Annotated in this window: 11 protein-coding genes and 1 pseudogene; all 12 read left to right on the top strand. The window is 47.7% G+C overall.

Going from position 1 to position 12,221, the window contains the following annotated elements:
• The first annotated feature begins 3 nt into the window (after positions 1–3).
• The gene (gene cysC, locus BHV73_RS13810) at positions 4–612 is read left to right on the top strand and encodes an adenylyl-sulfate kinase (RefSeq protein WP_009120635.1); all 609 of its coding nucleotides are present in this window, start codon (positions 4–6) and stop codon (positions 610–612) included.
• A gap of 6 nt (positions 613–618) precedes the next feature.
• Positions 619–1,530, top strand: coding sequence for a sulfate adenylyltransferase subunit CysD (gene cysD / locus BHV73_RS13805; protein WP_022217715.1), 912 nt, complete (start codon positions 619–621; stop codon positions 1,528–1,530).
• A 32-nt stretch (positions 1,531–1,562) separates the two neighbouring features.
• On the top strand, positions 1,563–3,023 hold the full coding sequence (gene cysN, locus BHV73_RS13800; RefSeq protein ID WP_009120637.1) for a sulfate adenylyltransferase subunit CysN: 1,461 nt from the start codon (positions 1,563–1,565) through the stop codon (positions 3,021–3,023).
• A 98-nt stretch (positions 3,024–3,121) separates the two neighbouring features.
• Positions 3,122–4,228 (top strand): cholesterol-responsive sulfotransferase, encoded by a 1,107-nt coding sequence (locus BHV73_RS13795; protein ID WP_009120638.1) that lies wholly within the window; start codon positions 3,122–3,124, stop codon positions 4,226–4,228.
• A 23-nt stretch (positions 4,229–4,251) separates the two neighbouring features.
• Complete coding sequence (locus BHV73_RS13790) at positions 4,252–5,217, top strand: PCMD domain-containing protein (protein ID WP_286738603.1); 966 nt, start codon at positions 4,252–4,254, stop codon at positions 5,215–5,217.
• A gap of 146 nt (positions 5,218–5,363) precedes the next feature.
• The gene (ruvX, locus tag BHV73_RS13785) at positions 5,364–5,789 is read left to right on the top strand and encodes a Holliday junction resolvase RuvX (RefSeq protein WP_005654996.1); all 426 of its coding nucleotides are present in this window, start codon (positions 5,364–5,366) and stop codon (positions 5,787–5,789) included.
• Positions 5,790–5,833: 44 nt separating this feature from the next.
• Positions 5,834–6,388: a peptide deformylase gene (gene def, locus BHV73_RS13780; protein ID WP_009120640.1), complete on the top strand. Its 555-nt coding sequence runs from the start codon at positions 5,834–5,836 to the stop codon at positions 6,386–6,388.
• Between the two features lie 117 nt (positions 6,389–6,505).
• Positions 6,506–8,551, top strand: a complete 2,046-nt coding sequence (locus BHV73_RS13775) for a tetratricopeptide repeat protein (RefSeq protein WP_009120641.1) — start codon at positions 6,506–6,508, stop codon at positions 8,549–8,551.
• A gap of 79 nt (positions 8,552–8,630) precedes the next feature.
• Positions 8,631–10,571 (top strand): threonine--tRNA ligase, encoded by a 1,941-nt coding sequence (thrS, locus tag BHV73_RS13770; protein ID WP_022217719.1) that lies wholly within the window; start codon positions 8,631–8,633, stop codon positions 10,569–10,571.
• Between the two features lie 118 nt (positions 10,572–10,689).
• Positions 10,690–11,292, top strand: a complete 603-nt coding sequence (infC, locus tag BHV73_RS13765) for a translation initiation factor IF-3 (protein WP_087413032.1) — start codon at positions 10,690–10,692, stop codon at positions 11,290–11,292.
• Positions 11,293–11,327: 35 nt separating this feature from the next.
• A complete protein-coding gene (rpmI, locus tag BHV73_RS13760; RefSeq protein ID WP_009120644.1) occupies positions 11,328–11,525 on the top strand; it encodes a 50S ribosomal protein L35 in 198 nt (65 codons plus the stop codon).
• Between the two features lie 80 nt (positions 11,526–11,605).
• A pseudogene (rplT, locus tag BHV73_RS13755) lies at positions 11,606–11,926 on the top strand (50S ribosomal protein L20); the annotation flags it as partial.
• Between the last annotated feature and the right edge of the window lie 295 nt (positions 11,927–12,221).

The raw sequence follows: 12,221 nt of genomic DNA, 5'->3' as shown, positions 1-12,221 counted from the left end.
ATTATGACTGACAATAACAATAATATTTATCCTATCTTCGACCGTATGCTGGCACGCGAGGACAAGGAAGAACTCTTGAAGCAGCGCAGCGTGATGATTTGGTTTACCGGACTGAGCGGTTCGGGCAAGAGTACGATAGCCATCGCTTTGGAGCGTGAGTTGCATAAACGCGGATTGCTCTGCCGCATTTTGGACGGAGACAACATCCGCAGCGGTATCAATAACAATTTGGGATTTACGGAAGCCGACCGTATAGAGAATATCCGCCGTATAGCCGAAGTGTCCAAGCTGTTTGTAGATACGGGCATTATAACGATTGCGGCTTTTATCAGTCCCAGTAACGACATCCGTGAAATGGCGGCGAATATTATCGGAAAGGATGATTTTCTGGAAGTGTACGTCAGCACGCCCATTGAGGAATGCGAACGCAGGGATGTGAAAGGCCTGTATGCAAAGGCGCGCCGCGGCGAGATTAAGAACTTCACGGGTATTTCCGCCCCCTTCGAGGCTCCCGCGCATCCGGCGTTGACGCTGGATACATCCGCATTGAGCCTGGAAGAATCCGTCAATAAGTTACTGGAATTAATTTTACCGAGAATTCAGAAGAAATAATATATAATGAAAGAAGAATATAAACTGAGCCATTTGAAAGAACTCGAAGCAGAGTCTATTCATATTATCCGCGAAGTGGCTGCGGAATTTGAGAATCCGGTGATGCTGTATAGTATCGGTAAGGACTCATCGGTTATGGTACGTCTGGCCGAAAAGGCTTTTGCTCCGGGTAAAGTTCCTTTCCCGTTGATGCATATCGACTCTAAGTGGAAGTTCAAGGAGATGATTCAATTCCGTGACGAGTATGCCAGGAAATATGGCTGGAACCTGATTGTAGAGAGTAATACGGAAGCTTTCGAAGCCGGTGTAGGCCCTTTTACGCATGGCAGTAAGGTACATACTGACTTGATGAAGACGCAAGCCCTGCTGCATGCGTTGGATAAGTATAAATTCGATGCGGCTTTCGGCGGCGCCCGTCGTGACGAGGAGAAGTCGCGTGCGAAGGAACGTATCTTCTCTTTCCGTGACAAATTCCATCAGTGGGACCCGAAGAACCAGCGCCCCGAGTTGTGGGACATCTATAATGCGCGTGTCCATAAAGGAGAGAGCATCCGCGTGTTCCCGTTGAGCAACTGGACGGAGCTGGATATCTGGCAATATATTCGTCTGGAGAATATTCCCATCGTACCTTTGTACTTTGCCAAGGAGCGTCCTTGCGTAGAGATTGACGGTAACCTGATTATGGCTGATGACGAACGTCTGCCGGAGCAATACCGTGAAAAGATTGAGATGCGTATGGTGCGTTTCCGTACGTTGGGCTGCTGGCCGCTGACCGGAGCTGTGGAAAGCGGCGCCGACACCATCGAGAAGATTGTGGAAGAGATGATGACCACCACCAAGAGCGAGCGTACCACCCGCGTTATCGACTTCGACCAGGAAGCGAGTATGGAGCAGAAGAAGCGTGAGGGATATTTTTAGGAAATTAAGAATTAAAAATTGAGAATTAAGAAATGAATGATTCAAGACTTGATATAAAGGCTTTCCTTGATAAGGACGAACAGAAAGACTTATTGAGATTCCTTACTGCCGGCTCGGTGGATGACGGAAAGTCCACACTTATCGGCCGTCTGTTGTTCGATAGTAAGAAATTGTACGAAGACCAGTTGGATGCGTTGGAGCGTGACAGCAAGCGTATGGGTAATGCCGGTGACCACATCGACTACGCCTTGTTGCTGGACGGCTTGAAGGCGGAGCGGGAGCAGGGTATCACTATCGACGTGGCTTACCGCTATTTCTCCACCAATAATCGTAAATTCATCATTGCCGACACTCCGGGACACGAACAGTATACGCGCAACATGATTACCGGCGGCTCTACCGCCAACCTGGCGATTATTCTGGTAGACGCCCGCACGGGTGTCATTACGCAGACACGCCGTCACACTTTCCTTGTGTCTCTGCTGGGTATCAAGCATGTGGTGCTTGCCGTTAATAAAATGGACTTGGTGGACTTCTCCGAAGAACGCTTCAATGAGATTGTAGGCGAATACAAGAAGTTTATCGCTCCGCTGGGTATTCCCGATGTGACCTGCATTCCGCTTTCTGCGCTTGACGGTGACAACGTGGTGGAGAAATCGGAGCGTACCCCCTGGTATAACGGTACGTCTTTGCTCGACTTCCTTGAAACCGTACACATCGATAACGACCATAACCTGAAGGATTTCCGTTTCCCCGTGCAGTATGTGCTGCGCCCCAACCTCGACTTCCGCGGCTTCTGCGGCAAGGTGGCTTCGGGTATCATTCGCAAGGGAGACGAGGTGATGGCTTTACCGTCCGGAAAGAAATCGCATGTCAAGAGCATCGTTACGTACGAAGGAGAATTGGATTACGCTTTCCCGCCGCAGTCCGTTACGCTGACGCTGGAAGACGAAATCGACGTTTCGCGCGGAGAAATGCTGGTGCACCCCGACAATCTTCCGATGATGGAGCGTAACTTCGAAGCCATGGTGGTATGGATGGACGAGGAGCCGATGGATGTGAACAAATCTTTCTTCATCAAGCAAACCACCAATTTGAGCCGTACGCGTATTGACAACATCAGGTATAAAGTAGATGTCAATACCATGGAGAAACTCTCCCTCGAGAACGGCCGGTTGACGAAAGAGACCCTACCGATGCAGTTGAACCAAATTGCCCGCGTAGTGTTGACCACCGCCAAAGAGCTGTTCTTCGACCCTTACCAAGCCAACAAAGCCACCGGCTCTTTCATCCTGATAGACCCGATAACCAATAATACCAGCGCCGTAGGTATGATTATCGACCGTGTGGAAGATAAGGACATGCATATCTCCGAAGAACTTCCCGTTCTTGACTTGCCGAAACTGGGAATCGCTCCCGAGCATTACGAGGCCATAGAGAAAGCCGCCAAGGAACTGGAGCGTCAGGGAATAGCAGTGATGATTAAGAAATGAAAATTAAACATTAACAAATAAGAGTTGGATAGGAATTATCGCATTAGTCCGAAAGGCTATTTCCCGATTTTCAATTCTCAATTCTCAATTAAACAAGAATGGGTTTATTAGAATTCAACAAACTGCCGATCAATACGCTTGTCGGTGCAGACTGGAAAACTTTCAATGCCATTACGAAAGGGCGTGAGATAGATGCCGCATACAAGGGCAAATACCGGCTGACGAAAGCCGTTTGCCGCCTGCTTTCCACATTGGCTCCTTTGCAGGACAAACGCTACGAGAAGCTGTTGGCGGACAAACCGCTGGAACACGACCCAGTATTTATCCTCGGTCACTGGCGCAGCGGAACAACTTTCGTGCATAATGTGTTCTCTTGTGACAAGCATTTCGGCTATAACACAACTTATCAGACCGTATTTCCGCATCTGATGATGTGGGGGCAGCCTTTCTTCAAGAAGAATATGAGCTGGCTGATGCCCGACAAGCGTCCTACGGACAATATGGAGTTGGCTGTGGACTTGCCGCAGGAAGAGGAGTTCGCGTTGGCAAACATGATGCCTTATACTTATTATAACTTCTGGTTCCTGCCCAAACACCAGCAGGAGTATGCCGACAAATATCTGTTGTTCGACGATATAAGCGAGGCGGAGTTGAAAGTATTTGAGGAGACGTTTACCAAGCTCATCAAGATTTCCTTGTGGAATACGCATGGCACGCAGTTCCTCAGCAAGAACCCGCCGCATACCGGACGTGTGAAGGAATTGGTGAAGATGTTCCCCAACGCCAAGTTCATCTACCTGATGCGTAATCCTTACACGGTATTTGAAAGTACGCGCAGTTTCTTCACGAATACCATCCAGCCGTTGAAGCTCCAGGATATTACTCCGGCGGAGTTGGAGCGGAATATTTTGTCTGTCTACGCCAAGCTTTACCATAAGTACGAAGCGGACAAGGCAAGTATCCCGGCGGGTAATCTGATTGAAGTGAAGTTCGAAGATTTTGAAGCCGATGCGATGGGAATGACGGAACACATCTACGACGCGTTGTCCATCCCCGGTTTTGCGGATGCCCGTGCTGCCATTGAACAGTATGTAGGCGGTAAGAAAGGCTATAAGAAGAATAAATATAAATATGACGACCGTACGGTGCAACTGGTTCAGGACAACTGGGACTTTGCGCTGAAACAGTGGAATTATGAACTTTAATTGATTTGTAGGAGAATAAAGAAATGATTCGTAAAAGATTTTGTTTGTTGAGTTTGCTGTCCGTAATGCTCTTCAGTGTAGCGGTATCGGCGCAGCATAAGGTTGAGATGATTCCTTTCGGAAATATGGATCAATGGATTGACCGTCAAATTAAAGAGTCGGGAATTATCGGTGGCGCCACCAAGAATGTGTACGCTATCGGCCCCACGGCAACTATCCGCGAGAATAAGCCGTATAAGAACATGGGTGGTTCGCCCTGGGCTACTTCCAACGTAATGGCGCGTGTGGCCGGTATCACCAAAACCAATACTTCGGTGTTTCCGGAGAAGCGCGGTGACGGCTTTTGCGCCCGTTTGGATACCCGCATGGAAAGTGTAAAGGTGCTGGGCATCGTGGATATTACGGTATTGGCGGCCGGTTCCATTTTCCTCGGCGACGTGCACGAGCCTATCAAGGGAACGAAGAACCCGCAAAAGATACTGAACTCCGGTATTCCGTTCACCAAGAAGCCGATTGCCGTTCAATTTGACTATAAGGTGAAGATGTCCGACCGTGAAAAGCGTGTCCATGCCACCGGTTTCAGCAAGATAACCGATGTGGAAGGAAAGGACTTCCCCGAAATGAATCTCTTTTTGCAGAAACGCTGGGAAGACAAGGACGGAAATATCTACGCCAAACGTGTGGGTACGGCGGTGGTGCGTTATTACACTACGACGGACGACTGGCGCAATAATGCCACTTACTCCATCATGTACGGCGACATCACGGGCAATCCCGAATACAAAGCGCACATGATGCGCCTGCAGGTACAGGAACGCTATGCCGTGAACAGTAAGGGCGAGAGCGTGCCTATCAAAGAAGTGGCATGGGGCACGGAAGACGATATCCCCACCCATATCCAGTTACAGTTTACATCCAGCCACGGCGGGGCATACATAGGTTCTCCGGGCAACTCGTTTTATGTGGATAATGTGAAGCTGGTATATTGATTTCATTCCTATACCGGCATATCTGATTTTGCCTATGGCGCGAAACTTGTTTGATGTACATCAAATGAGATTTTCACCATAGGCAAAATCTTTTTTGATACGTATGAAAAAGAGTTCAAATATAAATCGTAATTTTGTAGCCCATTATGAGTAGAATAATAGCTATTGATTACGGTAAAAAACGTACGGGCATAGCCGTCAGCGACACGTTGCAAATGATTGCCAACGGGCTTACCACCGTGCCTACCCACGAACTGCTCGCCTTTATCATGGATTATGTGGCCAAAGAGCCGGTGGAGCGGATTCTCGTCGGATTGCCTAAGCAGATGAACAACGAGGCATCCGAGAATATGAAACGGATAGAACCGTTCGTGCGTTCCCTGCAAAAAAGGTTGCCCGATATGCCGGTAGAGTATGTGGACGAGCGTTTCACCTCGGTTCTGGCGCACCGTACCATGCTGGAAGCCGGACTGAAAAAGAAAGACAGGCAGAACAAGGCGTTGGTGGACGAAATCAGCGCGACTATTATCCTGCAAACTTATTTGGAGAACAGACGTTTCTCTTCTTTATAAGTGTATAGACAATAATTCATAATTGATAATTCATAATTAAAGAAATGATTTTACCTGTTTATGTATACGGACAACCCGTATTGAGAAAAGTGGCAGAGGATATTACTCCTGATTATCCGAACTTGAAAGAACTGATTCAGAATATGTTTGAAACAATGGACCATGCCGACGGCGTGGGACTGGCGGCTCCGCAAATCGGTTTGCCGATTCGTGTGGTGGTGGTAGACCTGGATGTGTTGTCGGAAGATTATCCCGAATATAAAGGGTTCCGCAAAGCGTATATCAACGCGCATATTCTGGAAGTATCGGGCGAAGAGGTGTCTATGGAAGAAGGTTGCCTGAGCCTGCCCGGTATCCATGAGTCGGTGAAAAGAGGTAACAAAATACGTGTGAAATATCTGGATGAGGATTTGGTGGAGCATGACGAGGTGGTAGAAGGTTATCTGGCGCGTGTGATGCAGCACGAGTTCGATCATCTGGACGGAAAGATGTTCATCGACCATATCTCACCCTTGCGCAAGCAGATGATAAAGGGAAAGCTGAATGCCATGCTGAAAGGTAAGGCGCGCTGCTCTTATAAAGTGAAAACCATTAAGTAAGCAAACCATATAATAAGGTATAAAAGGCTCAAAAAATATAAAAAGTCTTCCGCATATCCTGATATGTAAATGAATAAACGTTACTTTTGTTTTGTTTACAAGCATTTATAAGACAAGATGATAAAAAAGATATTGCTGGCAATTCTGTTATTGCCCACGTTGTTATATGCGCAAATCAATACGGAACGGGTGATGACCATTGCCCGGAACGCATTGTATTTCGAGGACTACGTGCTTTCTATCCAATATTTCAATCAGGTAATCAATGCGAAGCCTTATTTATACGAGCCTTATTTCTTCCGTGCGCTGGCCAAAATCAATCTGGACGACTTCCAAGGGGCGGAAGCGGATTGCGATTTGGCTATCCAGCGCAATCCTTTTGTTGTAGGCGCTTATCAGATAAGGGGGTTGGCGCGTATCCGTCAGGATAAGTTCGACGGTGCGATAGAGGATTACAGGACGGCTTTGAAGTACGACCCGGAGAATGTGGTGCTTTGGCATAACCTTTCCCTTTGCCACATGCAGAAAGAGGATTTCAATTCCGCCAAAGAGGACTTGGGCAAGCTGCTGACCATAGCGCCCCGCTATACGCGTGCGTACCTGATGCGCGGTGAGGTCAACCTCAAGCAGAACGATACGATACAGGCCCTGAAAGATTTTGATACGGCTATCGACATGGACCGTTACGACCCTGACGGTTGGGCCGCGCGTGCCATTGTCCGGCTTCAGCAATCCAAGTACAAGGAAGCCGAAAACGATTTGGATCAGGCGATACATTTGAGCGCGCGCAATTCGGGCAACTACATTAACCGTGCCTTGGCGCGTTTCCACCAGAACAATCTGAGAGGCGCGATGAGCGACTATGACCTGGCGCTGGACATTGACCCCAACAACTTCCTCGGACACTATAACCGTGGTTTGCTGCGTGCGCAGGTAGGCGACGATAACCGTGCGATAGAAGACTTCGATTTTGTGCTGAAGATGGAACCGGACAATATGATGGCCGCTTTCAACCGTGGCTTGTTGCGTGCGCAGACGGGCGATTATCGCGGCGCTATCAGCGATTACTCCAAAGTGATAGACGAATACCCCAACTTTATGGCGGGTTACTATCACCGTGCCGAAGCCCGCAAGAAGATTGGCGACCGTAAGGGAGCCGAGCAGGACGAGTTCAAAGTCATGAAGATGCAACTCGACAAGCGCAACGGTGTGACGACCGGCGGCAATGACAAGGATGTGGCGGATAATACGGACGGTAATTCCGGACAAGATAACGGCAAAACCCGTAAGAAGTCCGACAAGAACATGGAGAACTACCGCAAGATTGTGATTGCGGATGATTCGGAAGCCGACCAGCGTTACAAGAGCGATTATCGCGGACGTGTGCAAGACCGTAACGTGACTATCAAGCTCGAGCCTATGTATGCGCTGACTTATTATGAAAAACTGAGTGATGTGAAACGTATGGTGCATTATCATAAATACATCGACGAGCTCAATCACTCGAAGATGCTCCCCAAGCCATTGCGTATCACCAATATGGAGTCTCCGCTGACGGAAGAGCAGGTGCGTTTCCACTTCGCGTTGATAGACGCCCATACATCGGATATCGTGGCGGACGGCAAGAATGCCGGGAAACGTTTTATGCGCGGACTGGATTTCTATCTGGTGCAGGACTTTGCGAGCTCCATAGACGACTTCACGCAGAGTATCCTGCTGGATGATACTTTCTTCCCGGCGTACTTTATGCGTGCTTTGGTACGCTACAAGCAGTTGGAGTACAAGAAAGCGGAAGCCGGCATGAGCGAGGGAGCTGTTTCCGGTGCGCAAGAGGTGAAGAAGGCGGAAGTGACAGCGATGGATTACGATATCGTGAAGAATGATTTGGATCACGTCATCCGGTTGGCTCCGGACTTCGTTTACGGTTATTATAACCGCGGCAATGTATCGTCCATGCTGAAAGACTATCGTGCGGCGCTGGCTGATTACGATAAGGCAATCGAACTGAATCCCGACTTCGCCGAAGCGTATTTCAATCGCGGGCTGACGCATATCTTCCTGGGTAACAACAGGCAGGGCATTTCGGACTTGAGCAAGGCCGGAGAGCGGGGTATCGTTTCCGCTTACAATATTATCAAGCGATTTACGAATACGCAGCAATAACATTTTTTTGCTAAAAAATAGAATATCAATAAAGAATTAGCTATTTTTGCGTTCTAAAATTTGAACTATACATAACATTATGATAAAGATAACATTTCCAGACGGCTCCGTTCGCGAATACAACGAGGGAGTAACAGGACTGCAAATAGCAGAAAGCATTAGTTCGCGCTTGGCACAGGATGTGCTGGCTTGCGGCGTGAACGGAGAAATTTATGATTTGGGGCGTCCTATCAATGAAGACGCCGAAGTGGTTCTCTACAAATGGGAAGACGAGCAGGGTAAGCATGCCTTCTGGCATACCAGCGCCCACTTGCTGGCGGAAGCCCTGCAAGAACTGTATCCGGGCATTCAGTTCGGTATCGGTCCGGCCATCGAGAATGGTTTCTATTATGACGTAGACCCGGGAGAAGCTGCCATCAAGGAAGCCGACCTGCCCGCCATCGAAAAGAAAATGGCCGAGCTGGTTGCCAGAAAAGAGGCGGTTGTCAGAGAGAGCATCTCAAAGACAGATGCTTTGAAGATGTTCGGCGACCGTGGCGAAACTTATAAATGCGAGCTGATTTCGGAGCTGGAAGACGGTCACATCACCACCTATACGCAAGGCGCGTTTACCGACCTGTGCCGTGGTCCTCACCTGATGACTACCGCACCTATCAAAGCCATCAAACTGACTTCCGTTGCCGGCGCATACTGGCGCGGACAGGAAGACCGCAAAATGATGACCCGTATCTACGGCATCACTTTCCCGAAAAAGAAAATGCTGGATGAATATCTCGTATTGCTGGAAGAGGCCAAGAAACGCGACCACCGTAAAATCGGCAAGGAAATGGACTTGTTCATGTTCTCCGATACGGTAGGTAAGGGTCTGCCGATGTGGCTGCCGAAGGGCGCCGCACTGCGTATCCGTTTGCAGGAGTTCTTGCGTCGCATTCAGGCTCGTTACGACTATCAGGAAGTAATGTGTCCGCCTATCGGCAACAAATTGCTCTATATCACTTCCGGACACTATGCCAAATACGGTAAGGATTCGTTCCAGCCTATCCATACGCCGGAAGAGGGTGAGGAGTACTTCCTCAAACCGATGAACTGTCCTCATCACTGTATGATTTACAAGAACTCGCCCCGTTCTTATAAGGACCTGCCTTTGCGTCTGGCTGAGTTCGGTACGGTTTGCCGTTACGAGCAGAGCGGCGAGCTTCACGGGCTGACCCGTGTACGCAGCTTTACGCAAGACGATGCGCACATCTTCTGCCGTCCCGACCAGGTGAAGGACGAATTCCTGCGTGTAATGGATATTATCTCAATCGTATTCCAGTCTATGCACTTCGAGAACTTTGAAGCGCAGATTTCTCTGCGCGACAAGGTGAACCGCGAAAAGTATATCGGTAGCGATGAAAACTGGGAAAAGGCGGAACAGGCTATTATCGAGGCTTGCGAAGAAAAGGGATTGAAGGCCAAGGTGGAATACGGTGAAGCCGCTTTCTACGGTCCCAAACTGGACTTTATGGTGAAAGATGCTATCGGCCGCCGTTGGCAGTTGGGTACTATCCAGGTGGATTACAACCTGCCCGAACGCTTCCAGCTGGAATATACGGGAGCTGACAACCAGAAGCACCGTCCGGTAATGATTCACCGTGCTCCGTTTGGTTCTATGGAACGCTTCGTGGCTGTACTCATCGAGCATACCGCCGGTAAATTCCCGTTGTGGCTGACACCCGACCAGGTAGCCATCCTGCCTATCAGCGAGAAATTCAATGACTATGCCCAGGAAGTGAAAGACTATCTGAAGAGATACGATGTTCGCGCCATCGTGGATGAACGTAACGAAAAAATCGGACGTAAGATTCGCGATAACGAAATGAAACGTATTCCGTACATGCTGATTGTAGGCGAGAAAGAGGCTGAAAACAGAGAGGTTTCCGTCCGCAAACAAGGCGAAGGCGACCAAGGAACCATGAAATTTGAAGATTTTGCTAAAAAAGTGAACGAAGAAGTTCAAAATATGATAAATAAATGGTAACTTTGCGCCCAATTGTAAAAGCATAGCATACATACGATGTTCTAAAGACAGCTTTTACTTAACAAAAAATAATTTGGTAGTAATAAACAAGAAACAAACTGGAAGTAAACGTTATTTAATGAAGAATGACAGCTTAAAAGGGCAACATCGGATTAATGAGCAAATCCGTGCCAAAGAAGTCCGCATTGTGGGCGACGAAGTGGAACCAAAAGTATATCCGATAGCGCAGGCTTTGAAGATAGCCGAGGAAATGGAAGCGGATCTCGTAGAGATTTCTCCAAATGCACAACCCCCTGTTTGTCGTATTATTGATTACTCTAAATTTCTTTATCAGTTAAAGAAGCGTCAGAAGGAACAAAAGGCGAAGCAGGTTAAAGTCAATGTGAAGGAAATACGTTTCGGTCCTCAGACAGACGACCATGACTATAACTTCAAACTGAAACACGCCAAAGGATTTCTGGAAGATGGCGACAAGGTAAAGGCATACGTGTTCTTTAAAGGCCGTTCTATCTTATTCAAGGAACAAGGCGAAGTTTTATTGCTGCGTTTCGCCAATGATTTGGAAGACTATGCGAAAGTAGATCAGATGCCGATTCTGGAAGGAAAGAGAATGACTATTCAGCTTTCTCCCAAGAAGAGCGCCGCTCCCAAGAAGCCTGCCGCACCGAAACCCGCAGAGGCTCCGAAGAACGCTCCGGCTGAAAAACAAAGCGAAGACTAAAGAAATGAGCAACGCCGCAGGTATAGTGCGTTAAGATGCCAAAGATGAAGACTAACTCCGGTTCTAAAAAGAGATTTACTCTTACCGGAACAGGTAAAATCAAAAGAAAGCACGCTTTTCACAGTCACATTCTGACTAAGAAAACCAAGAAGCAAAAGAGAAATCTGTGTTACTCTACACTTGTCAGCCCGACAGATGTAAGCCAGGTTAAGGAACTCTTAGCTATGAAGTAACCAAAAGCGTACGAAGTATTATTAAAGTTATTAACCGAATGCATTAGCTTTAAGTCCGCTGCGTGAAGCATTGGCGCTAACAAGCAAGAAGAAAGAAAATTTTGAAATTGACCAGAGGTTACTTTGGTGCAAGAAAGAACGTTTGGACCGTTGCCAAGAATACTTGGGAAAAAGGTTTGACTTATGCGTTCCGTGACCGTAAGAATAAGAAAAGAAACTTCCGCGCTTTGTGGATTCAACGTATCAACGCTGCCGCACGTCTGGAAGGTATGTCTTATTCTAAACTGATGGGCGCTCTGCACAAAGCCGGTATTGAAATCAACCGTAAAGTTTTGGCTGATTTAGCAATGAATCACCCGGAAGCTTTCAAAGCTATTGTTGCTAAAGCAAAAGCTGCATAAGCTGAGGTAAAGAATAAAAAAGCTGCAAGGCGCTGATTACAACTACGTAATCGGCGCTTTTTGTTTTTAGCGATAGTGAGGAAGTGTGAAAACATTGGATGCAGGCAAACAATTTTCTTGTTTTTCTTGTTTCTTTCATAGAAACTCACTACCTTTGAAGTAGAAAAAATAGCCGCATTGATTGGATCGGGAAACTCATCAATTTTAATGAAATACCGAGACAAGCTTCAGTTCTTAATGGCGGGCCACGCCCTTCGGGGTAACTCTTGAGTCGGTGGATTACAAAGAGGACGGG

Origin of the sequence: Bacteroides sp. 44_46 (assembly GCF_001915465.1) — a bacterium.
Lineage (GTDB): Bacteria > Bacteroidota > Bacteroidia > Bacteroidales > Bacteroidaceae > Bacteroides > Bacteroides clarus.
The sequence above is the reverse complement of the archived record's forward strand: the minus strand, read 5'-3'. Positions and strand labels throughout refer to the sequence as shown.

Bases quoted from the DNA above. Each gene is read 5' to 3' on its own strand.
- infC (WP_087413032.1), top strand. From the start codon at position 10,690: ATGAAGAATGACAGCTTAAAAGGGCAACATCGGATTAATGAGCAAATC.
- BHV73_RS13775 (WP_009120641.1), top strand. From the start codon at position 6,506: ATGATAAAAAAGATATTGCTGGCAATTCTGTTATTGCCCACGTTGTTA.
- ruvX (WP_005654996.1), top strand. From the start codon at position 5,364: ATGAGTAGAATAATAGCTATTGATTACGGTAAAAAACGTACGGGCATA.
- thrS (WP_022217719.1), top strand. From the start codon at position 8,631: ATGATAAAGATAACATTTCCAGACGGCTCCGTTCGCGAATACAACGAG.
- BHV73_RS13790 (WP_286738603.1), top strand. From the start codon at position 4,252: ATGATTCGTAAAAGATTTTGTTTGTTGAGTTTGCTGTCCGTAATGCTC.
- def (WP_009120640.1), top strand. From the start codon at position 5,834: ATGATTTTACCTGTTTATGTATACGGACAACCCGTATTGAGAAAAGTG.
- cysD (WP_022217715.1), top strand. From the start codon at position 619: ATGAAAGAAGAATATAAACTGAGCCATTTGAAAGAACTCGAAGCAGAG.
- cysN (WP_009120637.1), top strand. From the start codon at position 1,563: ATGAATGATTCAAGACTTGATATAAAGGCTTTCCTTGATAAGGACGAA.
- BHV73_RS13795 (WP_009120638.1), top strand. From the start codon at position 3,122: ATGGGTTTATTAGAATTCAACAAACTGCCGATCAATACGCTTGTCGGT.
- rpmI (WP_009120644.1), top strand. From the start codon at position 11,328: ATGCCAAAGATGAAGACTAACTCCGGTTCTAAAAAGAGATTTACTCTT.
- cysC (WP_009120635.1), top strand. From the start codon at position 4: ATGACTGACAATAACAATAATATTTATCCTATCTTCGACCGTATGCTG.